Below are 23345 nucleotides of genomic sequence, written 5' to 3' on the forward strand. Positions count from 1 at the left end.
AGCTGCTCCTGCTGCAGACGGGAGCTGCTCAACTTCACCAGCACCAGCATCACCGGAAACACCGATAGGGCCAGGGCGCTCAGACGCGGCTCAATGCCAAACATGGCCGGCAAGGTGGTGCCGTAGGCAAAGATTGTGTTGGTCGAGTTGAGCAGGGCAAAGCCCAACAGGCGGCGGACATTTTCCACATCGCTGGTGATGCGGGTGAGGATATCCCCAACCGTCTGCTGGGCAAAGTAGGAAGGCTGCAGCGTCAGCAAATGCTCGAAGATGGCCTGCTTGAGGCGGAACTCCACCTGCCGCCCCACGCCAAACATCCACACCCGCGAGGCAACGCGAATGCCCATCATCAGGCTGGAGACGATCAACACCGTCAGGGCGTAAAGTGCAATGCGCTGCGGCGACAGGGCGGCCAAGTTCTGGCTGAGATCGTCGATGGCCAGCTTGACGTACCAGGGCAGGAACACCCCCAGGCCGTTTACCACCAGCAGGGATCCAATGCCCAGCGCCACCTGCCGGCGATAGGGGCGCAGATAATGGGCCAGTTGTCGGAGATGGGATCCCGCCACTCAGGTGCTCCTCAAGCCTTTTCCCACTCTAGCGCTGTGCCGGATCCCCCCGGTAGGGATCAGGCCAGAACTTGGGCCGGGGCCTGCTGCGCCAGCAGCTCCACCTGTTGCCGCGCCCAGGCATCCACTTCCAGAATGTCCTCCAGGCTGGGGGCAGGGATGACCTGGTGCCGCTCGCACACCTGCTCCAAGAGGCGAGGGATGTCCAAAAAGCGGATGCGCTCCTGTAGGAAGAGGGCCACCGCCGCTTCGTTGGCGGCATTCAACACTGCCGGCAGGGTTCCTCCTGCCTGTCCAGCAGCATAAGCCAGTTGTAGGCAAGGGTACTTGCGGTGATCCGGAGCCTTAAAAGTGAGGGATCCCAGCTTGACCAAATCGAGGGGATCCCAAGGGGTGGCTAAGCGCTCCGGCCAACTGAGGCCATAGAGGATGGGCAGGTGCATATCCGGCCAGCCCAACTGGGCCAGAACAGAAGTATCTGCCAGCTCGATCAAGGAGTGGACAATGCTCTGGGGGTGGATGAGGACCTCGATCCGGTCATAATCCAAACCAAACAGCCAGTGGGCCTCGATCACCTCCAGGCCCTTGTTCATCAGGGTGGCCGAGTCGATGGTGATCTTGCGCCCCATCACCCAGTTGGGGTGTTTGAGGGCGTCGGCCAAGGTGACCTGATCTAGTTTTTCGGCAGGCCAATCCCGAAAAGCTCCCCCGGAAGCCGTCAACAAGATCCTGCGCAGGGATCCCGGCGGCACCCCCTGTAGGCATTGAAAGATGGCCGAATGCTCCGAGTCCACCGGGATGAGCTTGACGCCGTACTCTCGTACCAGGGGCAGCACCACCGGGCCGCCTGCCACCAGGGTTTCTTTGTTGGCCAGGGCAATGTCTTTGCCGGCGCGGATAGCGGCCAAGGTGGGCAAGAGGCCGGCACAGCCAACGATCCCGGTCACCACCCGCTGGGCCGCCGGGTGGGCCGCCACCTGACACAGCCCCTCCGTTCCCGCCACCAGCTCCGGCAGCGGCCGCATCCCGGTCAGCAGGGATCGCAGCTCCGGCAGCAGCTCCTCCCGACCGATGGCCACAATCTGGGGCCGAAACCGCCACACCTGTTCTGCCAGGAGGGTAACATTGCTGTAGCTGGTCAAGCCGACAACCCGAAAACGCTCTGGATACTGGGCCACCAAATCCAGAGTTTGGGTGCCAATGGAGCCGGTGGAGCCGAGCAGAGTGATGGCTTGCATAAGGGATCCCTTTTGCACCAGTCAATTTAATCAACTTGAGGAGAAGGAGCGCAAAAAAACCGCTGCCCTTACGGCGCATTGTGCCCTAGCGCTCCACCTCGCAGAGGGGTAGGCCTGCCTCCCGCCCTCATCTTATTCCTATCTGGGCTGGTCTGCTCCACCTGAGGCCAGCCCTCTCGATGACAAGGGATCCTCCGAGGGCCAGGCCTTAGCCGATTGAGAGCGCAGCCACTGGGCGAGCAGAGCCTCGATCAACTCCGAGAGGTCTTGATCCGATTCCAGCAGGAGGCGCTTCACAGCTCGGTGCGTCTCTTTGGAAATGTAGGCCGTCAGCTTGACGTACTCAGAGCTGTTGGGCTTGGCGCCTGCTTCCGGCGGCTCAGGGATCTTGTAGGCTTGGGCGCTCAGTTTTTTGGGGGCAGGGCGAGCCGGGATCCCCTCTGGCTGTCGGTCGAGCAGGCGCTTAAACTTGCTCATGACAGGATTTCCTCTCCCACCGCAACGTAGTCTGACCAGGCTTGCTTGGCTCTGGGATCCGGGATCTCGTTGACACAGACTCCCTCCAGGGCAGCCTGCTGAAAGGCCACCGTGCGGCGAATCGAATGGTGGCAGAGCGGGATCCCGGCCTGTTGGAGAAAGCTGCGGGCCTCGGCCCCATCCCGGTTGGGCCAGGGGGGAACCAGCGTCAGCAAAACTTTGCAGTGTTTTGCCCCCAAACGGTTCAGGGCGTTAACAGTCAGCATCAGAGCATCCAGGGCCAGGGCATCTGGAGAACAGGGCAAAAGCAATACTTCACACCGCTCCGCTAGCAGGCTCAACTGTTCGGGGGTGGGGCGGGCGGGGGTGTCGATCAGCGTATGCTGAAAGCTCGTGGGCGTGGGCGTGGTGGGATCCCCGGCCACCACTTTAGACAGGAAAGGGAGAGCCGCGTTCTGCCCAGCGAGAAGCAGAGCGATTGGGATCGGCGTCGAGCAGCAGCGACACCTGGGGTGTACCTGCCTGGGCTGCGCACCGTTGTTGAAGGTAGAGGGCCAGATGGACCGCCGTGGTGGTTTTGCCCACACCTCCTTTGAACCCCAAGACCGCGATATTCATCTGCCACACACCCTCCCAACCTGGTTTTACAGCCCACTTCCAGAGGCGGAAAGAGGCAAGCTGTGCATCCGCGCGCCGGAGCCTGGGGTTTTGGGCAACTGAGGGGATCCGAGCGCCGCATCACGTTTTCCTCTCTCCGCACGCGAGGGGCTTCGCTGGTACGATATCCTTGGTCGGCAAAGCCGGCTGAGGAACTGCGGGCTCTCTCCCAGCCCCTCGCCCTCGGACGCTACCTCCCTTCCTCGTCCCGGAGAAGCTGAGCATGGCCCATCCCTCAAAGTCTCGCTCCTGGTCTCCTGTGGTGGGGCTGTGGCTGGCTCTGGGCCTCAGCGCCTGTGGCGGAGGGAATTCCGGTCGCCCCCTGCCGCCGCTCCCGGCCCCTCCTGCAGGACGCATCGAGGGATCCCATTTTGACGACCTCAACGGCAATGGCCTACGGGACCCAGGGGAGCCAGGGCTGGCGGGCATCGCCACCTTTTTGGACCTCAACAGCAACGGCCGCCTCGATGCGAGGGAGCCCAGCATCCTCAGCGATGCCAGCGGCAACTTCCGCTTTTTCAACCTGCCCCCCGGCACCTATCGCGTCACCGCCATCTTGCCTCCGGGGCGAGTGTTCACCACGCCGCGCGCCGGATCGAGGCTGGAGCGGATTGTCGGCGGCAGACCTGCCCAGCCGGGGGCCTTTCCCTGGATGGTGGCCCTGTTAAACGCGGCTGAGCCGGATCCTTTTCAGGCACAGTTTTGCGGCGGATCCCTGGTTGCCCCGGAGTGGGTGCTCACCGCCGCCCATTGTTTTTTCAACGATCAAGGCCAGCAGGTTGTAAGCGCCCGCAACCTGGATCTGCTGTTGGGTACCAACCGCTTGCAAATCGGTGCCGGCAAGCGCCTTCGCGCCGCCCAGATCGTCATCAACCCCGGCTACAATCCCCAGGTGGGGAAACTGGGGGGGAACGACATCGCCCTGGTGCGCCTCTCTCGGCCAGTGACTCTGCCTACCCTGCCGCTGGTGCAGCCCAACCAAACCAGCCTGACCGCCCCCGGCACGTTCGCCACCATCCTCGGCTGGGGAGCCACCTTCCCCCGCGCCCTTGACCAGGAACCCAGCGGCTTTGCTCTGGATCTGCAACAGGCCGAAGTTCCCATCGTCGCCAACGAGGTGTGCAACGCGCCCCAGTCCTACAACGGCACCATTTTAGACACCATGCTCTGTGCCGGCTTTCCCCAGGGGGGAGTGGATACTTGTCAGGCGGACAGCGGTGGGCCTTTGCTCGTGCCCAGCGGCAGCGGCTTTGCCCTGGCCGGGATCACCAGTTTTGGCCAAGGTTGCGCCCAGCCCAATTTCTACGGGGTGTACACACGAGTGTCCAGCTTTGTGGGTTTTGTACAATCCGTAATCGGCAGCGCCCCCAGCCCAGCGCCAACGCCTTCTCCGCCGCCTTCCACCGGAACAACGGCCTCGTTTGTCGTGAATTTGAGAGAGGGTGAGGCGGTTTCGGGCCTCAACTTTGGCAGCCGCGCCCTGTAACCGTCAGCAGCAGGGCGGAGATGGTTTAGGATAGGGATCCCGATTGTGCTTTCGTTCTACTCATCGACGGAGGAGATAGCTTCTTTATGACTCAAGTGACGATTGGCGAAAACGAAGGGATCGAATCGGCGCTGCGCCGCTTCAAGCGCCAGGTCTCCAAGGCGGGCATTCTGCGGGATCTGCGCAACCATCGCCACTTTGAAACCAACCTGGAAAAGCGCAAGCGCAAAGCGGTAGCCATGCGGCGCAACCGCCGTAAGTCCATGGCCTAGGCAATTCTCAGTAGTCTGAACTTGGCTTGTGGCTATACAAGGTAGCCAAACCAGGGTTCGGCTTAGTTTTTCGGATCCCCAACGAGGCTAGCCTTCAGGGATCCGCTCAACACCTTAACTTCCAGCACCAGTTTCTCGCCGGCAAACCTCTTCGGCAAGGGAGGAAAGGGGGCGGAGCGCCGAATAGCGCTGAGCACGCCTGTATCCAGAAGGGAATCCGCCGAGGGGGTTTGCAGGTGCAACTTCCCCTAGGGTTCTTTTGAGCCAGGTGCCCTCTTGCCTGGCTGGCTCCTTCTCAGCAGGGGAAGCAGGAGAGTTTAGGTTCTTTGACACTCCCACCCAGGGGATTCTTACGCAGCTCAAAATGGACTCGCGAAGGCGCTTTCAACACGCCCCTAGACAGTTCTTTGAGGCATAACCTCAAAGTTCTGCTTACTTCGGACTTAAGTTCCTCCAGGTTAGTTATTGCCGCGCGGGTTTTGCACCGCAGTAGGTCGTTTTCCTGGAGAAGCTCTGTACTAGCTAAAAGAAGCAACTAAAGTTGCTCAAGGGCTTTTCCGCCCCGTACTAAAGTACGGGGCTACCAAGCTATCCTTTTGTGTATGTGTAGGGGAGCAAGGCGCTATAGTAGAAGCCAAGTTGTGCAGACAGGTTTCGTGCTTCAGACTTCTCCTCCGCTCGGACGGATGGGCGCCTATCCCTTGGGGCAGGGCCGCTATCGCTTCTCGGTATGGGCGCCCTTAGTCGAACAAGTGGAGCTGAAGATAATCAGCCCTGTCCAACAGGTTATCCCTCTCAAGCAGGAGGAGCAGGGCTATTGGCAGGCGGAGGTGGAGGGGATCCCGCCTGGGCCGGTGGACTACCTTTACCGCCTGCACACCGCAGCGGGGGTGGTGGAGCGGCCAGATCCTGCTTCCCGCTGCCAGCCCTACGGCGTCCATGGCCCCTCGCGGGTGGTGGATCCCCACTTCGACTGGCAGGATCAGGGCTGGCGGGGGATCCCGCTCTCCCAGTGGATCCTCTACGAGCTCCATGTAGGCACCTTTACCCCAGAGGGCACCTTTGCCGCCCTGATCCCTCGCCTGCCGCACCTGGTGGAGCTGGGGGTCAACGTGCTGGAGCTGATGCCGGTGGCCCAGTTTCCGGGGGAGCGCAACTGGGGCTATGACGGCGTCTATCCCTATGCCGTGCAGGCCAGCTATGGGGGAGCAGCGGGCCTGAAAGCACTGGTCAACGCCTGCCATCAGCAGGGCCTGGCGGTTGTTTTGGATGTGGTCTACAACCACTTGGGGCCGGAGGGGAACTACCTGCGGGACTTTGGCCCCTACTTCACCGACAAGTACCGCACTCCTTGGGGAGAGGCCCTCAACTTCGACGACCGCTCCTCCGACGGCGTGCGGGAGTTTTTCCTGCAAAATGCCGAGTACTGGCTAGAGGAGTTTCACCTGGACGGCCTGCGGCTGGACGCGGTGCACGCCATCTACGACTTCAGCGCCCACCCTTTTTTGCAAGAATTGGCGGAGCGGGTAGATGCCCTAGAAGCGCGCAGCGGCTGGCCTAGGGTTCTGGTAGCGGAAAGCGACCTCAACGATGTCCGCCTCATCACCCCCCGCGAGCAGGGGGGCTACGGGCTAGATGCCCAGTGGTGCGACGACTTCCATCACTCGGTTCACACCCTGCTGACCGGGGAAAAGACAGGCTACTACCAAGACTTTGGCCAATTGGAGCACCTAGCCAAGGCCTACCGCGAAAGCTACGTCTATTCCGGCCAGTACTCCCCCTACCGCGGCAGGCGCCACGGCAATTCCGCCATCGGCAGGCCGGGATCCCAGTTTGTAATCTGCATCCAAAACCACGACCAGGTGGGCAACCGCAGGCTGGGAGAGCGCCTCAGCCAGCTCACTTCTTTTGAAGGTCTCAAGTTGGCTGCCGCTGCTTTGCTGCTGGCCCCCATGCTGCCGCTGCTGTTTATGGGGGAAGAATACGGGGAGGTGGCGCCGTTTCTGTATTTTGTCAGCCACGGGGATCCCGACCTGGTGGAAGCGGTGCGGCAGGGACGGCGCCGCGAGTTCAGCGCCTTTGCCTGGCAAGGGGAGGTGCCGGATCCCCAAGCGGAAGAGACTTTCTTGCGCTCGAAGCTCAACTGGGAACTGGGCCACGCCGGCCATCACCAGGTCTTGCGGCGGTGGTACCAAACCCTCATTCACTTGCGCAAGACCCTGGCGCCGCTGCAAAACCTGGAGCGGAACTCGGTGGAGGTGGAGCTGTTTGCCCAAACTGGCCTGGCCCTGCACCGCCACCAGGGATCCCAAGCTGTCCTGGCCCTGTTGAACTTCAGCCCCGACCAGGTGGTCACCTACGCCCAATGGCCCGGCGGCAGTTGGCAGAAGCTTCTAGATAGCGGCGACCAGGGATCCTCCCTGCCGGCAAAAAACCAAGGGGAGCCCGTTGAGATACCGCCCTATGGGGTGGTGGTGTACGGCCAGAACACCTAGGAGAGGTGATCCCGGCCGCAGCCGTAGCGCCAGGCCTCGCGCCGCCGCTTCCAAAAGTAGTCTTGCGGGGTTGCTTCTGAGCGGTCAGCTAGCCTTTGCAAAAGCTCGTAGAGGCCGAGGGCGCCGAAGTGGCCCGCCCATTCCACCAGCTCCGGCAAGCCCAGCCGGGGCAAAAGCTCGACTACCAGCCAGGGATCCCGCCTCATCACGCCCCACAGCGCTTGGGCCAAGCCGCCCAACTGCACCACATCCTGCAAAAAGGGCTGCACCACCTGGGGGCCGGCGGCCATCATGGCCTCAAACACTCTGCTCAACAAGCGGTTAATGCTGTTGGGATCCCAGTTTTTCTCCGCCAAAGGGGGGATCATCGCCTTCTGAAACAGCCAGGTCACCGCCAAATTGGGCTGGTAGGGCTGCAGCAGGGCCAGGGCCGCCCGGTCGAGCTGCCGCTGCGCCAGGGCCTCGTGGATCCCTTGTTGCAGGCGATCCAGGTGGCGCAACATCGCCCCAAAGCCGCCAAAGCTCAAGGGCGACTGGCTGCCGCTGCTGTCTCCCACTGCCAAGAGGCGATCCCAGGGCAGTTGCAGCGGGCTGCGGCGGTAGGCGGGGAAAACGCCACCCAGCTTGCGCACCCAGCGGATCTGCGCCAGCTCGGCCCCCTGGTAGGCAGGGAGCAGCCGGCAGTAGTCCTGCCACAGCCTCTCCAGACTGGGTCGGCGGGGATCCCGGTCGCAGTAGGTAAACAGATAGGTGGTGCGCCCATCGCGGGCGGGGAAGGCCTCCCAGAAGGGCTGGTAGCCGTTCTGGGCTGGGGTAAAGCTGTAGAACAGATCCCCCGTGGGTTGCTCCGGCAGACCCTGGGCACAGGATCCCACCACCAGACAGACGCTGTCCGGCGGCTGCCCTTGGCGGGCCTGGGCCACGATGGGGGAGCGGTGCCCCATGGCATCCACCAGGAGTTGGGCGCTGAGCTGGCCGGCGGTGGTCTGGATGCGGATCCCATCGGGGTGGATTGTGGCGCCAAGAAAGCCAGTTTGCTCCTGCAACTGCCCTCCCCAGTCTAGGAAGTGCTGCTTGAGGAACTCCAGCAAGCTGACCGGATCCACGCCTACATTGAGCACCCCTTCCACCCACCAGGTAGGGCCCTCCCCAAAGCCAATGCGCCCTCGGGGGTAGTGGGTCACCTGCACCGCCTCCCATTCGGTCGGGGTGAGCAGCTCCAGCTCCAACAGCACCTGTAGCTCCCGCCGGGAGGTGTTCCACTCCTGCTCCCGCCCCCGCAGGATGCCGCGCTCAATTAGGATCACCCGCCAGCCCCGCTTGGCCAAGGCCGATCCCAAGAGAAGCCCCAGGGTGCCGCCGGCAATTACCACGTCGGCATCGGGGCTGCCCAGGCTCTCAGAACAGCAGTGAACCACCGCCGGGGGCAGCACCGTTGGCCCCTGCCGCAGGGATCCCCACCAGGCCTCCAAGGCAGGCAGAGCTTCAGGGGGGGAGATGAGTTCAGCCATGGTGATTTCCTCCAGGCTAGACTAGCCCGAGGCTGTGGAGGCGACGGTGGATTAAAACCAACGTATCCGCCTCGCCCACGTTGCCCGGAAACAGCACCACCGGCAGGTTGGGAAAGCGGGGGTGATCCGCCGGCGTGAGCACCATGGAGATCCCTGGGTAGATCTGCCCCAGCAGCCGCACGGCCGGCAGATTGAGGCCAACGCTGAGGATGTTGTTGGAGGTAATGCCGCCCTTGCTGATGAGATAGCCGATCCCTTCCGGCAGCCCCTGCACAATGGCCATCAACAGGCGGGAAACTCTCTGCCCAAAGGCCAGCCGTGCCTCCGGGTTGGCGCCGTCAAACCCCACTTCTTCCCGGCTGGTGTAGACCACCGGCGTCAGGCCCTGCCCGTAGGCGCGGTGGACTTGCTCCAAGATTGCCGGCAGCAGCTCGGCTTCCTTCCCCGCCTCCAAGAGCCGCCTTACCTCCACCTCGATGCCCTGGATCCCTGGCTCCTGGAGCAGGCAGGCCAACTGCTGGCTGGTCTTTTGGACATGAGATCCCACGATCACCACCCCTGGCCGGTCGGAGCGGACAAACTGCCCCATCTCCTCTGGCGGAACCGGCTGCGGCGGCAACTGGGCCAGGGCCGTCAAGAGGCTGGCGGCGCTGCGAAACAAAAAGCGCTTCCCCTGCTCCAGAGCCGCCCAGACATCCTGGGCAAAACGATCCAGATCCGCCTGGGTTTCTCCATCCACCACACAGCAGACATTCCCCTCCAGCCTCAAAAGCCGCTCCAGACAGCCGGCGCGGATCTGCTCCAGGGTCAGTCGCACCACCTGCTCGGCCCGGATCCGCCCTTGGGTTTTCTCCTGCACATAGTCCGGCAAATAGCTGTGGTGGTAGCCAAACACCGCATCCCGAGCAAACTCCGTCTCATGCACCGGCACCCAGCGCTCCCCCACCCGTAGGTAGTGGACACTGTTGCGGGTGATGCGCCCTCCTTCAAAAAAGGCCGGCACCAGAAAATGGGCATCAAAAGGCCCCAGCTCTGCTGCCATCACATCCGTTTCCAGGGGGTAATGCCCCCGCAAAGTCGAGTCGGAGCGGCTAACAAAAAGGGCCCGCTCCCACCCCAGCTCCCCCATGGCCTGCTTGAGGACCCGGCAGACCGACCGCGTCACCTCTTCGGCCTTGGCCGGCGGCAGGGATCGGGTGTTGGTGAGGATAAAGCGAATTGGCGAGCTATCCTGCAACCCCAGCTTCAAAGTCTGCGGATCCCAGCGGGTGAGGAGCAAGCAACTGTGAACGGTTTGGGATCCGGTGGGATCATCGTCCAACACAATGATGGGGGGAAGAGCCATGAGACCGTCTCAATCGACAAAGCAACCCGAGAACTCCAGAGGACGAATCCCCCTCAAAGGGCAACCGCTGTTCTCATCTTCGCCTAAGTTGGCCGTCTTCTCTGCCCTTATTCCAGGCGAAGTTTGCCATGATTGAGGTCAACTGGCTCTGTTGAATCCAAAACGACTGCAGACATTTCCCCCCTGCCCACATTCATGGGAGAAAGCCATGGGGCAAGCTGAGCTGCAACTTCAAATCAAGCGGATTCAGCAGGACGTGCTGCGCATGGGGGCGCTGGTGGAAAAATCGGTGGTCTTGGCCCAGCAGGCCCTGTTTGAACAGAACTTGGGCGCCGCCGAACAGGCCATTGCCCAAGACAAGCAGATTGACCGCTTTTATCGCCAAATCGAGAAAGACTGTATTAACTTGATCGCCTTGCGCTCGCCAGTGGCGCGGGATCTGCGCTGGATCAGCACCCTGATGCAACTGGTGCGGGATCTGGAGCGAATTGGCGACTACGCCAAAGACCTGGCCGAAGTGGCCCTGCGCTTGGTCATGTACCCGCCGCCGCCGGAGCTGAGCCGCATTCGCCTGATGATGCAGCGCTGCCAGAAAATGCTCAGCCACAGCCTGGCCGCCCTGACGGAGTTGGATGCCGAGCTGGGCCGACAACTGAAGCGGGAAGACGACGCCGTTGATGAAGACTACACCAACCTTTACAATACGTTGGCGCAGCAGTCTGACATCAAGGGATCGATCGAGCCTATCCTGTTGATGTTGCTGGCGATCCGCTACCTAGAGCGTCTGGCCGACCACTGCACCAACATCGGTCAGCGAGTAGCCTTTATCGTCACCGGCCACCGCGACTAATCCAAGTGGCTGCGCCTGTCCCTTAATCGCGGCTCTCATTCCCCCTGGATACCCGCAATGGATTTCTCTCGGATTTTTCATCACTTTTTCTCTCAACCTGCCGAGCAATGGACCGATAAAGACGCGCTGCTTGCCCTCCTGCCAGCCTCAGACCCAGAAGCGCCGGAAATGCTCGAGATTGCCCTCGATGGTCTGGTACGGGCGGGGTTTCTCGAACGGACAGGGGATCCGCCCCGCTATCGGCGTAAGCCGGATGAATCCTTGGTGGTGGGGCGTTTGCGCTGTTCCAGCAAGGGCTTTTGCTTTGCCGTGCGGGATGAACCGGGGGCAGAGGATGTGTATATCCACGGCAGCAACCTTAGCGGCGCTTGGAACGGCGACCAAGTGATAGCCCGGATTACCAAAGAAGGCAATCGCCGCCGCAGCCCAGAGGGAGAGGTGGTAGCTGTTGTGGAACGGGCCAATCCCACTCTCGTGGGCCGCCTCAAACAGACGGAAGAGGGTTTCCGGGTGGTGCCTCTGGATGACCGGCTGCTGTTCGAGCTGGCCTTGACCGAGGGATCCCCTGCCGAGCTGGCGGAAGGTCGGGTGGCCTATGTGGAAGTGGAGCGCTACCCGCTGGGCAACTTGCCCCCCGTGGGCACGATTCGCAAGATCTTGGGCAATGGCCCGGAGGCGTCCATCGATGCGGATCTGGTCTGCTGCAAGTACGACCTGCCCCAGGAGTTTCCCCCGGCGGTGCTGGAGGCTGCGGCAACTCTGCCCAAAAAGCTGAGCCGCTCCGACCAAAAGAACCGTCGCGATCTGCGGGACTGGTTTTGCGTCACGCTGGAGCCGCTGGACTTGCAGCACCCCCACGGCCTCGAGCCCAACGTGGCCGTCTCCCTGCAGCGGCAAGAAGAGGGCCACTGGCTGCTGGGGGTGCACATTGCCGATGTAGCCCACTGGCTGGATCCGGATCACCCCCTGGAGCGGGAGGCGCAGCGGCGCACCGCCACGGTTTACCTGGATAGCGTGGTGCTGCCCCTTTTCCCGCCGGAAGTGCACAGCCGCCTGGCTCTGTTGCCGCAGCAGGAGCGTCTGGCCTACTCGCTGCTGCTGACCATTGACCCCGAAGGGGTGGTGCGCAACTTCGAGATCCACCCCAGCCTGGTGCAGTCGCGGGCCCACCTCTCCTACGGCCAGGTGCAGGCTCTCTTGGCCACCGCCGCGGATCTGGGCCCCGATGAGGAGGTGCCGGAGTTGATGGCCCTGCTGCAAAACCTGCTCCGTCTCAGCCAAGTCCTGCGAGTCAAGCGCCACCAGGCAGGCGGGTTCGATCTGCCCCTGTTGGATTTGCTCACCCCCTACTCTGCCGATGAAAGCGGCTATGGGCCCCTGCTGGTCAGCGATCGCCTCGGCGCCCACGCCCTGATGACCGAAATTCTGCTGCTGGCCAACCAAACCTTGGGCCACCATTTGCGCCAATTGGGGATCCCTTCGTTGGCCCGCGTGCAGAAGCCCCCCACCGCTGAGGCCCTGCAGAACTTTTTGCGTCTGGCCAACGCCATGAAGCTGGATCTGAACTTGCAGGATCCAGAAGCTGTGACGTTAGCCGATTGGCAGCGGATCTGTGCCCGCATCACCGCCCCCGATGTCTTGGCCGCAGGGACTAGCCCAGCCTTGGTGGCCCAGTTGTTGGCTACTCTGCCCCCCGTCGAGTATTGCCTGCAGCCGCTGCAGGAGCCGCTCGGCCATTTTGGCCTTGGCCTCAAAGAGCCCTACGCCTCTTTTACTGCCCCTTTGCGCCGCTATGCCGATTTGCTGAATTTGCGGGCTCTGCACCTAGCCTTGAGCAAAGGACGGGATCGCCGCAGCCCGCGCTCCAAAACCGTGGTGGATCTGCATGGCCCCGGCAGCTACGACCAAATTGATTGGCAGGTGCTGCCGCCAAAAGTGCATGAGGAGTGGCAGGCCTTTCTCCAAGCGCAACTGCCCAAAATCCAGGCGGGATATCAGCTCCATCAACAGGCAGAGCGGGAGCTGATGGGCTTGAAGCGGTGCGAGTTCATGCAAAAACACCTGGGGGAGACGTTCCCCGGCCTGATCGTCAGCGTCCAGAACTACGGCTTTTTTGTGCAGGTGGATCCCATCTTGGCGGAAGGCTTGGTGCGGGTCAGCACCCTGAAAAACGACTGGTACGAATACCGCAGCCGCCAGCAGGCCCTGGTAGGGCGCAAAAGCCGGCGCCAGTTCCGCCTGGGGGATCGGGTGGAGGTGCAGATTAAAAACGTAGACTACTACCGCCAACAAATTGACCTGGCGGTGATCGGCGAGGGACGGCCCTACGAAGAAGAGGAATAAGGCGGGGATCCGTCCATCAATCGCGGTAGGAGGGGACGGTTGTTGCGAACTCCGGCTTTGGCAAAATAGGCGATACCTGGATCGTAGGATGCCAGCAGCGCTTCCCCAAGTCGGCAGCAAGGGCTGAGAGCCCCTTAGCTGCCCCCTGCATTGTCTTCCTATACACTGTAAAAAAACTCCTGCCAAACCCCTATGCAGCCCACCAATCCCAACCAATTTACCGAGAAAGCCTGGAGCGCCATTGTCCAATCCCAAGATGTAGCCCGGCGGCACCAGCAGCAACAGTTGGAAACCGAGCATTTGCTGATCTCCCTTCTGGATCAAGAGGGGGGTCTCACCCAGACCATTTTGCAGCGGGCCGGCCTCGATCCGAGGCTGGTGCGGGATAGAGTGGAAAGCTTTATCAACCAGCAGCCCAAGCTGGCGCGGGTGGATCAGCTCTACCTAGGCCGCGGCCTGGAGACCACGCTGGATCGAGCCGAGGAGTTTCGCAAAGAGTATGGCGATGATTTTATCTCGGTAGAGCACTTGCTTTTGGGATCCCTGGACGACGAGCGGGTGGGCAAGCGCGTTCTAGCACCCCTGGGCTTGACGGTCGAGCGCCTCAAGCCCGTTATCCAACAGGTGCGAGGCAAACAGCGGGTTACCGACAAAAATCCCGAGTCCCGCTACGAGGCCCTGGAGCGCTATGGCCGCGACTTGACCAAGGCCGCCCGCGAAGGGAAGCTGGATCCGGTGATTGGGCGGGACGACGAGATCCGCCGCGTCATTCAGGTGCTCTCCCGCCGCACCAAAAACAACCCCGTCCTCATCGGCGAGCCGGGTGTGGGGAAAACCGCCATCGTCGAGGGCCTGGCCCAGCGCATCAACCGGGGAGACGTGCCGGAGTCGCTGAAAAACCGGCGGGTGATCGCCCTGGATATGGGATCCCTGATTGCCGGCGCCAAGTACCGCGGCGAGTTTGAAGACCGCCTCAAAGCCGTGCTCAAGGAGGTCACCGAATCGGAAGGGCAGATCATCCTCTTCATCGACGAGCTGCACACCGTGGTGGGGGCAGGGGCGGCCGAAGGGGCGATGGATGCCGGCAACCTGCTCAAGCCCATGCTGGCCCGCGGCGAATTGCGCTGCATTGGCGCCACCACCCTGGATGAATACCGCAAGCACATCGAAAAAGACGCCGCCCTGGAGCGCCGCTTCCAGCCGGTGTATGTGGATCAGCCCTCCGTGGAAGACACCATCTCCATCCTGCGCGGCCTCAAAGAGCGCTACGAGCTGCACCACGGGGTCAAAATCAGCGACTCGGCCCTGGTGGCAGCGGCAGTCCTCTCCAACCGCTACATCTCCGAGCGCTTCCTGCCCGACAAGGCCATCGACCTGGTGGACGAAGCGGCGGCCAAGCTGAAGATGGAGATCACCTCCAAGCCCGTCGAATTGGATGAAATCGACCGGCGCATCATGCAACTGCAGATGGAGGAGCTCTCCCTCAAGAAAGAAGACGACCCCGCCTCCAAAGAGCGCCTGGGCAAAATTGAGCAGGAGCTGGCCAACTTGATGGAGCGGCAGCGGGAGCTGAGCGCCCGTTGGCAGATGGAAAAAGAGGCCATCGAGCGGCTGCAAAACCTCAAGGCCGAGCGGGATGCCGTCAAGCTGCAGATTGAACAGGCAGAACAAAAATATGACCTCAATCGGGCTGCCGAGCTCAAATACGGCAAGCTGATGGAGCTAGAGCGCCAAATCCAAGAACAGGAGGCCTACCTGGCCAAGCTGCAGGCCAACGGCGAGCCCTTGCTGCGGGAACAGGTGACGCCCGAAGACATTGCCGAGATTGTTTCCCGCTGGACCGGGATCCCGGTCACCAGCCTGATGGAGTCGGAAAAGCAGAAGCTGCTGCGCCTGGAAGCCCACTTGCACCAGCGGGTGGTGGGCCAGGACGAGGCGGTAGCGGCGGTGGCAGCCGCCATCCGGCGGGCCCGGGCCGGCCTCAAGGATCCCAATCGGCCCATCGGCTCGTTCCTGTTCATGGGGCCCACCGGCGTCGGGAAGACCGAGCTGGCCCGCGCCCTGGCGGAGTTCCTCTTCGACACCTCCGAGGCCATGGTGCGCATCGACATGTCGGAGTACATGGAGAAGCACTCCGTCTCCCGCTTGATTGGGGCTCCGCCGGGCTATGTGGGCTACGAAGAAGGCGGGCAGCTCTCGGAAGCGGTGCGGCGGCGCCCCTACTCGGTGGTGCTCTTTGACGAGGTGGAAAAAGCCCACCCTGATGTCTTCAACATCCTGCTGCAGGTGCTGGACGACGGCCGCATCACCGACTCCCAAGGCAGGACGGTGGACTTCAAAAACACCATCATCATCATGACCAGCAACATTGGCAGCGAGCTCATCCTGGAAATTGGCGGCGACGAGAGCCGCTACGAGGAGATGAAAAGCCAGGTGCTGGCCATGCTGCGGCACCACTTCCGGCCGGAGTTCCTCAACCGGGTGGATGAACTGATCATCTTCCACGCTCTAACCAAAGAGCAAATCCGCCAGATCGTCAGCCTGCAGATGCGGCGGGTGGAGCAGTTGCTGGCGGATCAGCAAATTGAAATTGTCCTCACCGAAGAGGCCAAGGACTACCTGGCCGAGCTGGGCTACGACCCCGTGTTTGGCGCCCGCCCGCTGAAGCGGGTAATCCAGCGGGAGATCGAAAACCCCCTCGCCACCAAGCTGCTGGAAAACGAGTTCCTGCCCGGCGACCGCATCCTGGTGGAGGTGGCCAACGAGCGGCTGATCTTCCGCAAGATCGGCTCTCAGCCCCGCCAAGAGCCGCCTGCTGCTGTAGCCGTCAGCTAGGCCAGTTGGCTAGAGGCTGATCACCTGGTCAGGTGGGTTGTCTTGCAAGGCCGCGTAGAGGTCGGGGAAGCAGCCCACCTGCACCCCTTTGACCACGTTTTTGGGAACACAATGGCCCGGCTCCTTGCGCCCCTGGCCTTTTGAGTCGCACCACTTGGGTTCCCCTTCCGCCAGGTTGCGCTCCAGGGCGCACATGTCGCACATCATCAGCAAAATGTTCTGCGCTTCGGCAATCTTGGCCAGGCGCTCGCCGATGGGATCCCCCTGCCGCAAGACAAAGCAGTTGTCGTCGAAAAAGAACATGCCCACCACTTCCGCGCCGTGTACCCCTGCTTCTAGCTGGGGCAGGATCATCTGGCCCAGCTTGTAGGTGCCGCCGCGGGGGGTGATGAAGACGTAGGCAACTTTCATAGTCGCTCCTTAGGTGTTTTCCAACTTAATTATCATCGATTATCGCCTTCAAAGTAGCACGGCTTACTGAAAGGGCGTAAGACACTCCCCAAGCGTTCCTCGTCACTATCCTCACCCCCAGCCCCTCTCCCAGAGGGAGAGGGGAGTTAGAGCGGCGCGTTCGCGACAGTGTTGCGTGGCAATAACGACGTAACGAACCGTTTCACTGCTATTTGTATAAACTGAGATGGGATCCGGCGCTCTGCTCCTCTTGCTTAAGTAGGGAGAAGCCAAAGCAGCCCAGTGTTCAACCGCTATCTTGAAAGGTTTGAACAGGTGCAACCTCGAAGGGGATCCCCCTAGCGCCGAAAGGTCAGGGCCCTGCCGCGCACTGAGGGATCCACCTGGCCATTTTGGAAGGCGATCTGCCCGCCCACGATGGTGAGCAGCGGCCAGCCCACCAGCTCCCAGCCCTCAAACGGGCTCCAGCCGCATTTGGTGAGCAGCTCTTCCCGCCGCACCGGCTTGGGCGTGTGGCGATCCACCAGCACCAGGTCGGCGTCGTAGCCCACCTGCAGCCGTCCTTTGTTGGGGATCCCGTAGAGGCGGGCGGGCGCCTCGCACATCCACTGCACCACCTGGCGCAGGGTACAGCGGCCCTGCTGGGCGGCAGTCAGCATCAGGGGCAGGGCCGTCTCCACCCCCGGCATGCCGGAGGGGGAGTGGGGGTAGGGCTGGGCTTTTTCGGCCAGGGTGTGGGGGGCATGGTCGGTGGCGATGCAATCCAGGATGCCCTCGTGCAGCCCCTGCCAAAGCTGGGGGAGGGTAGCCGGATCCCGCAGCGGCGGGTTCATTTGGGCCAGGGATCCCAGGCGGGCGTAGTCGGCAGTGCTGAGCAACAGGTGTTGGGGGGTGACCTCGGCGCTGACCCAGGCGGGCTTGTGCCGGCGCAGCAGCTCCACTTCCAAGCCGGTGGAAAGGTGCAAAATGTGCAGGCGATGGCGATAGCGGGTGGCCAGGTCCAAAGCCCGCCGCGAGGCGATGAGCGCCGCTTCCTCGTCCTGGATTTGCGAGTGAACGGCTACGTCCGTGCGTCCGGCAAAGAGGGCCCGCCGAGCTTGAATCCGCGAGTGATCTTCAGCGTGGACAGCGATAACAAAATGGGGATCCGTCTCGGCAAAGATCTGCTCCAGCACCGCCTGGTCGTCCACCAGCAAGGGGCCGTGCATGGATCCCATGAAGATCTTGATGCCGCAAGCCCCCTGCACCGTCTGCAGCTCCTTCAAGTTATCGGCGGTAGCGCCGATGAAAAAGCCGTAATTGACCACACACTTGCTGGCGGCCCGGGCCAACTTGTCATCCAGCGTTGCCTGGTCGATCGTCAGCGGGTCAGTGTTGGGCATCTCCAAAAAGCTGGTTACCCCGCCGCGGGCACAGGCCCAGGATCCCGTCTGTAGGTCTTCTTTGTGCTCCCGGCCCGGCTCGCGAAAGTGAACCTGGGGGTCGATCACCCCCGGCATCAGGGTATGGCCCTTGGCCTCGATGACCCTAGCCACCCCTTCTGTGGAGAGATGTTGGCCAATCTGGGCAATCCGCCCCTCCTGCACCAGCACATCTCCCACCCAGGGATCCCCTTCCGGTACCACCAGCTCGGCATTGCGGATCAGCAGGCTACTGGCCAAAGCTCCGCTTCCCCTTTCACAGGCGCTTTCAAGATAACACCTGTCGAGCAGGTTAAGAACCGGCCAATCGATGGAACAGCTAGTCGGCAGCTCAAGCTCAAGTTGCCCGAGTCTTGTCTTCCTAGCGATAGAGGTTGCAAGAGCTGCGCAGGTCGTAGCCAGAGGCCAAAACCTCTTGCTGGCGATCCCCTAAGCCAAGGTCGCAGCGCAGGAGATCCCCACTAACAGTTGTATGTGTGTGAGACTCAGTCATCCAACGAACGCCGCTTGAGCTGGCAGTGGGAGGAACAACTTCAGGAAGACGATAGTTGGGGGCTTGCCAAGGATCTTGCAAATAGCGATCCCTGTGGATCCCGCCAAATTCAATATCGGCGTAGGCAGGAGGATAAACCATGAAGTCCATTCGGAAAACTTCTGAAGCACCGCCGATAGCTGCTAGAGCTGTCTGGGCTTCTGCAACTCTGGAACGGCGAATGTGGTTAAGAAAATTGGGAATGCTAATAGCAGAGAGAATGCCGACAATTACGATTACCGCCAGCAGCTTGATCAAGGTCATGACGTGCGGAGCTTTAGTTGCTCGACGGCAGAGCATTAGATAGGCTTTATGAAGAGAAAGTCAGCTCATAGCAGCGTCTGCTTCCCCTTTGGAGCGTCAGTATCCAAGTGCAAACGACTCGGGGGCCTTTCTCCCCTATGCAGCTTGATCTCAGATCTCAGGTTGCCCTTTACAGACCTAAAACTTTCCTCGCCTCGTCTAGCGGGACGGAGCCTTTAGGAGCACTCCTTGCCTGTTTCTCCCTTGCTTTGCCTAGAGACCTAACCGCAGTTGGCAGGAGGTGGCTATGCTGCTCAAGCATTCCTCCTATGATGTTTCCGCATAGTGAGGAGCAAAAAGTAACGCAAGCTACAAAAGTTCCAGGTCAATGTCTCTAGGCTGGGGCGTTGGAACTTGTGAGAACCGCGGCAAGGACAGCTAGATAAGCAGGCCTTAGGCCCAACACCCCTAGCTTCTTTCCCTACGGCCGCCTTGCCCACACCAAGCCAAGTAACAACAGAGGGGGAACATGGATAACGTACGCAGCCTTTGTCCCTACTGTGGGGTTGGTTGTGGCCTAGAAATTCTGGCCGACGGCACAAAAATTCGCGGCGATCGAGCTCATCCGTCCAGCCAGGGCATGGTTTGCGTTAAGGGTGCGACTCTCCTGGAAACCCTCGATTGCAATCGGGCTACGGTGCCTCTCTATCGCCCTAGCCTCAGCGAGGATTTCCAGCCGGTGAGCTGGGATCAAGCGCTGGATTTAATTGTCGAGCGCATTCGCCAGACCTCTCCCGAAAGGATTGCCATCTACGGCTCAGGGCAGTTGCTAACCGAAGATTACTACATTGCCCAAAAGCTACTTAAGGGGTGTCTAGGAAGCAATAACTTCGACAGCAATTCCCGCCTCTGCATGTCTTCTGCCGTAGAGGGCTACAGCCAGAGTCTCGGCTCGGACGGCCCCCCTGTAGCTACACGGATCTCGATAGCTGCGAGCTGGCTTTTTTGATCGGCACCAATACCGCTGAATGCCACCCAATTCTGTTCAATCGCTTGCGCAAGCGCCACAAAAGCGACCCAAGCCTAAAGATTGTTGTGGTGGATCCCCGTCGTACGCAGACGGCTGAGGAGGCCGATTTGTATCTGAGGATTACTCCAGGTAGCGATATTGACTTGCTCAATGGCATTGCTCACCTACTCATTCAGTGGGGCGCCATCAACCATGACTTCATTGCCCAGCACACCGAAGGCTTTGAAGCCTATGCTGCCCTGGTTGCCGACTACACCCCTGAGCAAGTAGCCAGCCGCTGTGGCCTAGAAGTTGAGGAGGTACTTGCTGTTGCGCGACTGTGGCAGCAGTCGCAGAAAACGCTTTCCATGTGGTCGATGGGGCTTAACCAGTCCAGCGAAGGCACGGCCAAGGTGACCAGCCTCATCAATCTCCATTTGCTCACCGGCCAGATAGGGTTTGCAGGGGCAGGGCCCTTTTCGCTAACAGGTCAGCCCAATGCTATGGGCGGTCGAGAAGCGGGCGGCTTGGCACATCTATTGCCCGGCTACCGCAAGGTTACGAATCCAGAGGATCGGGCAGCAGTGGAGCAGCACTGGCAGCTTGGCCCAATTAACCCTGAACCTGGCCTTGATGCGCTGGGGATGATCCGTGCCCTCGAAGCCGATGCCCTCGATATTTTGTGGATTGCCGCCACCAATCCCCTGGTGAGCCTGCCTGATCTACGTCGGGTAGAAGCAGCTCTGGCGCGGTCGCCCTTTACGATTGTCCAAGACGCCTACTTCCCCACCGAAAGCACTGCCTATGCCCATCTGGTACTCCCTGCTGCCCAGTGGGGCGAAAAGACAGGCACCATGACCAATTCGGAGCGCCGCGTTACCCTCTGTCCAGCTTGGCGTAACCCTCCTGGTGAAGCGCGGGCTGATTGGGAAATTTGGGCGGAAGTAGGCCGCCGCCTGGGCTTTGCCAAGGCATTTGACTTTGCCGATAGCGCTGAGGTCTTTGCCGAATATGTGGGTCTAACTGCCGGGCGTCTCTGCGATCAGTCTGGCCTCAGCCATGAGCTCCTGCGCCAGGGGCCTCAGCAATGGCCATATCCGCGCACAGGTTCAGTGGAGACCCGCAACCTCTATACCGATCGCGCCAGCGGGACGGAGTCCTTTCACCGTTTCCCAACGCCCACAGGTCGTGCCCGCTTTATCCCCAGCCATTCCCGCGGCCTTGCCGAGCCGCCCGACCCTGAATATCCCTACATCCTCACCACAGGACGTCTCTATGGCCATTGGCACACCCAAACCCGCACTGGACATGTCGCCAAAATCCGAGCAATGCACCCCCAACCCTTTCTCGAAATCCATCCCCGCGATGCCAGCAAGGTAGGGCTAACTGAGGGTGACTGGGTGAGGATTGAATCACGGCGCGGCAAGGCTACCCTGCCGGTTAAAATTACCTGCGCCATCAGCCCTGGCACAGTGTTCATGCCCATGCACTGGGGGGCATTGTGGGGCAATGATACAAGCTGTAACGCTCTCACCCACCCGGTTGCCTACCCCAGCTCAAAGCAACCTGAACTCAAAGCCTGTGCCGTCAAGCTTAGTCGCATCGAGCGGCCACCAAAATGATCTTTAAGTTTGAGCAAGACTTTGCCGACAGCCTTCGCTGCATTCCCATGATCGTGCGCTTAAAGCTCGATCAGTGCGGCATCAAGCTCAAGTTACATCAGTGGCTGCGTTTTAGTTACCAGCAGCGCCAAAGTTTGGTTGACCTGCCAACGGATACTGCTGACAACCGAGCTGCCTACCGCGCCTACCTAATTCACCTTATCGAAAGTGTCTGCCAAGAGCAGGCCGCTGAGGTAACTGTTGATCCAAACCCTGCCTGGGAAGACGCTACCACCATCCCTGACTGCGTTCTTGAGCAGGCGGCAGCCAAGGGGGTCGTGCTGACTCTTGAGCTATGGCAAAAGCTGACCCCGTTGCAGCGCTTTGCCCTCATTAAGCTCAGTCGCCCTGGCCACGAAAACCGCAATTTCCTACCCGCCTTTCAGGAATTTTCCGCACCCCACACCTATGGTCACTGTCCAGGAAGCTGAAGCCATTATTAAAGACCACTGGCTGCCAGCCAAAACCGAGTCGATCCCGATTGCAAGCTGTGTGGGCCGGGTTTTGGCAGAGCCGATCTACGCCGATCGGGACTACCCGCCAATTAACCGGGTCCTGATGGACGGTATCGCCATCAACTATGCCGCTTATGCTGCTGGGCAGCGAAGCTTTGCTGTTGCAGGCATAGCCCCTGCGGGGACAAGCCCTGCCACCCTGCCCGATCCGCAGCAGTGCTTGGAAGTGATGACTGGCTGTGCCCTGCCGCTGGGTAGTGATCTCGTCATTCCCTACGAGCAAATTCGTATCGAGGGAGGAATTGCCACCATCATCCAGGAAGTCGAACGCAACAGGGGTGATTTTGTTCATCCCCAAGGTAGCGATTGTTCTGCAGGAGCGCTGGTTCTCCGCCCCGGCATTACCCTCAAGAGCATCCACGTCGGGATCTTGGCCTCCTTTGGCTACAGCCGCATCCAAGTTGAGAGGACTCCTCGCATCAAAGTTGTGGCAACTGGCAGCGAATTGATTCCCATTGAGCAAACCCCTGCACCCTACCAACTGCGGCGCTCCAACGCTGAGGCCCTCCGAGCGGCTCTTCTTGCCTACGGGTATACCGAGGTTGAGACCGATCACCTTCCGGACGATCCTGCTGCCATTGCCACCCACTACCAAGCCAATACCCCAAACTACGACCTCTTGATTTACTCTGGGGGTGTTTCAAGGGGAAAGTGTGACTACTTGCCGGCCATCTGGCAAAGCTGTGGTGTTACTGCCTACATCCACGGCGTGGCGCAAAAGCCAGGCAAGCCAATGTGGTTTGGCATCGACCATCAGGCCAATACTATAGTTTGGGGCCTCCCAGGCAACCCCATCTCAGCTCTTGTATGTTTGCATCGTTATCTCCTCAACCGTAACACTGACTCTGGGCACCTAAGTGAAGTCATTACCTTCAAACCCAATCTCACTCTTTTTGTGCCCGTTAAGATGAGCGCCAACCGAGTCTTTACACCGATTATGCCTAACAACTCCGGAGACTTCATCGCTCTAACAGACAGCGATGGCTTTGTAGAGTTACCCCCGGCTCAAACTATCCTCAGCCCCGAGCAAAGCATCCAATTCTATCCGTGGTACTAAGATGCAGCTAGTGGATCAATGGAATCGTCGCATTCGCAAGCTAAGGGTTTCTCTAACCGATCAATGCAACCTTCGCTGCCGCTACTGCATGCCTTTGCATCCAGAATTTCTGGATAAAAGTAGCTACTTAACTCCGCAGCAATACAAAGAAATTATTGGCGAGTTGCTGGACTATGGCATTGAAGAAGTTCGCATTACAGGTGGTGAGCCTCTGGTTCGGCAAGACTTTGATGAAGTCATTCAGGAACTTGCCAAGCTGAAGATCCCGTCCCTCAGCCTAACAACCAATGGCCTGCTGCTCCACCGCTACTGGGACGTTCTCAAGGCTGCCAACGTTCTCAACCTTAATGTTAGCCTCGATAGCCTACAGCCCTCCACCCAAGCTGCAATTGCCCGTCGCGACTGCCTGGCGGATATT

20 protein-coding genes and 1 pseudogene are annotated in these 23345 nt (G+C 60.6%); 10 read left to right on the forward strand and 11 right to left on the reverse strand.

Annotated elements, in window-relative coordinates; translation table 11 throughout:
* From NW809_RS02475 to NW809_RS02495, 5 genes are all read right to left on the reverse strand, one after another.
* Positions 1-569: ABC transporter transmembrane domain-containing protein (locus NW809_RS02475; protein ID WP_414401454.1), on the reverse strand; the 569-nt coding region annotated here is incomplete at its 3' end.
* Positions 570-628: 59 nt separating this feature from the next.
* Positions 629-1807 carry a 1-deoxy-D-xylulose-5-phosphate reductoisomerase gene (locus tag NW809_RS02480; protein WP_011429108.1) on the reverse strand — a complete coding sequence of 393 codons (1179 nt, stop codon included), beginning with the start codon at positions 1805-1807 and terminating at the stop codon, positions 629-631.
* 138 nt (positions 1808-1945) lie between these two features.
* Complete coding sequence (locus NW809_RS02485; protein ID WP_414401455.1) at positions 1946-2284, reverse strand: hypothetical protein; 339 nt, start codon at positions 2282-2284, stop codon at positions 1946-1948.
* A complete protein-coding gene (locus NW809_RS02490; protein ID WP_168175279.1) occupies positions 2281-2709 on the reverse strand; it encodes a ParA family protein in 429 nt (142 codons plus the stop codon). Before NW809_RS02490 ends, NW809_RS02485 begins: the two co-directional genes overlap by 4 nt.
* A gap of 4 nt (positions 2710-2713) precedes the next feature.
* Complete coding sequence (locus NW809_RS02495; RefSeq protein ID WP_168175280.1) at positions 2714-2902, reverse strand: ParA family protein; 189 nt, start codon at positions 2900-2902, stop codon at positions 2714-2716.
* Between the two features lie 262 nt (positions 2903-3164).
* Here NW809_RS02495 and NW809_RS02500 point away from each other — a divergent pair, with 262 nt between their 5' ends.
* Positions 3165-4427 carry a trypsin-like serine protease gene (locus NW809_RS02500; protein ID WP_414401456.1) on the forward strand — a complete coding sequence of 421 codons (1263 nt, stop codon included), beginning with the start codon at positions 3165-3167 and terminating at the stop codon, positions 4425-4427.
* An 86-nt stretch (positions 4428-4513) separates the two neighbouring features.
* Complete coding sequence (gene rpsU, locus NW809_RS02505) at positions 4514-4699, forward strand: 30S ribosomal protein S21 (RefSeq protein WP_011429105.1); 186 nt, start codon at positions 4514-4516, stop codon at positions 4697-4699.
* 62 nt (positions 4700-4761) lie between these two features.
* Here the strand turns inward: rpsU and NW809_RS02510 are convergent, their stop codons facing one another.
* Positions 4762-4941: a hypothetical protein gene (locus tag NW809_RS02510; RefSeq protein WP_414401457.1), complete on the reverse strand. Its 180-nt coding sequence runs from the start codon at positions 4939-4941 to the stop codon at positions 4762-4764.
* A 444-nt stretch (positions 4942-5385) separates the two neighbouring features.
* Between NW809_RS02510 and treZ the strand changes: the two genes are divergently transcribed.
* Positions 5386-7194, forward strand: coding sequence for a malto-oligosyltrehalose trehalohydrolase (gene treZ, locus NW809_RS02515; RefSeq protein ID WP_099812585.1), 1809 nt, complete (start codon positions 5386-5388; stop codon positions 7192-7194).
* On the opposite strand, the gene NW809_RS02520 is transcribed toward treZ, so the two are convergent.
* Both NW809_RS02520 and NW809_RS02525 read right to left on the reverse strand, forming a co-directional pair.
* Positions 7191-8705: an FAD-binding oxidoreductase gene (locus NW809_RS02520; RefSeq protein ID WP_414401458.1), complete on the reverse strand. Its 1515-nt coding sequence runs from the start codon at positions 8703-8705 to the stop codon at positions 7191-7193. The genes treZ and NW809_RS02520 overlap by 4 nt on opposite strands.
* A gap of 16 nt (positions 8706-8721) precedes the next feature.
* Positions 8722-10050: a four-carbon acid sugar kinase family protein gene (locus tag NW809_RS02525; protein WP_414401459.1), complete on the reverse strand. Its 1329-nt coding sequence runs from the start codon at positions 10048-10050 to the stop codon at positions 8722-8724.
* Between the two features lie 208 nt (positions 10051-10258).
* On the opposite strand from NW809_RS02525, the gene phoU reads away from it, so the two are divergent.
* The 3 genes from phoU (at position 10259) to clpB (ending at position 16078) form a co-directional block, all read left to right on the forward strand.
* Complete coding sequence (gene phoU / locus NW809_RS02530; protein WP_414401460.1) at positions 10259-10900, forward strand: phosphate signaling complex protein PhoU; 642 nt, start codon at positions 10259-10261, stop codon at positions 10898-10900.
* Positions 10901-10957: 57 nt separating this feature from the next.
* Positions 10958-13243, forward strand: coding sequence for a ribonuclease R family protein (locus NW809_RS02535; protein ID WP_099812589.1), 2286 nt, complete (start codon positions 10958-10960; stop codon positions 13241-13243).
* A gap of 192 nt (positions 13244-13435) precedes the next feature.
* Positions 13436-16078, forward strand: a complete 2643-nt coding sequence (gene clpB, locus NW809_RS02540) for an ATP-dependent chaperone ClpB (protein ID WP_414401461.1) — start codon at positions 13436-13438, stop codon at positions 16076-16078.
* Positions 16079-16087: 9 nt separating this feature from the next.
* Here clpB and NW809_RS02545 read toward each other — a convergent pair whose 3' ends face one another.
* The 3 genes from NW809_RS02545 to NW809_RS02555 form a co-directional block, all read right to left on the reverse strand.
* On the reverse strand, positions 16088-16489 hold the full coding sequence (locus NW809_RS02545; RefSeq protein WP_011429096.1) for a SaoD/DsrE family protein: 402 nt from the start codon (positions 16487-16489) through the stop codon (positions 16088-16090).
* 338 nt (positions 16490-16827) lie between these two features.
* A complete protein-coding gene (locus tag NW809_RS02550) occupies positions 16828-18150 on the reverse strand; it encodes a dihydroorotase (RefSeq protein ID WP_414401462.1) in 1323 nt (440 codons plus the stop codon).
* A gap of 121 nt (positions 18151-18271) precedes the next feature.
* Positions 18272-18706, reverse strand: a complete 435-nt coding sequence (locus tag NW809_RS02555) for a type IV pilin protein (protein ID WP_099812592.1) — start codon at positions 18704-18706, stop codon at positions 18272-18274.
* Positions 18707-19214: 508 nt separating this feature from the next.
* Between NW809_RS02555 and NW809_RS02560 the strand changes: the two are divergent.
* From NW809_RS02560 to NW809_RS02575, 4 genes and pseudogenes are all read left to right on the forward strand, one after another.
* Positions 19215-21316 (forward strand): annotated as a pseudogene (locus NW809_RS02560) (molybdopterin oxidoreductase family protein).
* Positions 21313-21786 (forward strand): nitrate reductase associated protein, encoded by a 474-nt coding sequence (locus tag NW809_RS02565; protein ID WP_011429093.1) that lies wholly within the window; start codon positions 21313-21315, stop codon positions 21784-21786. Before NW809_RS02560 ends, NW809_RS02565 begins: the two are co-directional and overlap by 4 nt.
* On the forward strand, positions 21764-22927 hold the full coding sequence (locus NW809_RS02570; RefSeq protein WP_099812594.1) for a molybdopterin molybdotransferase MoeA: 1164 nt from the start codon (positions 21764-21766) through the stop codon (positions 22925-22927). The genes NW809_RS02565 and NW809_RS02570 overlap by 23 nt, the downstream gene beginning before the upstream one ends.
* A gap of 1 nt (position 22928) precedes the next feature.
* Positions 22929-23345, forward strand: a 417-nt coding sequence (locus tag NW809_RS02575) for a radical SAM protein (protein ID WP_414401463.1), incomplete at its 3' end; no start/stop codon positions are given.

This window comes from Synechococcus sp. WC101 (assembly GCF_047461555.1).
In the GTDB taxonomy this organism is placed as follows: domain Bacteria; phylum Cyanobacteriota; class Cyanobacteriia; order Thermostichales; family Thermostichaceae; genus Thermostichus.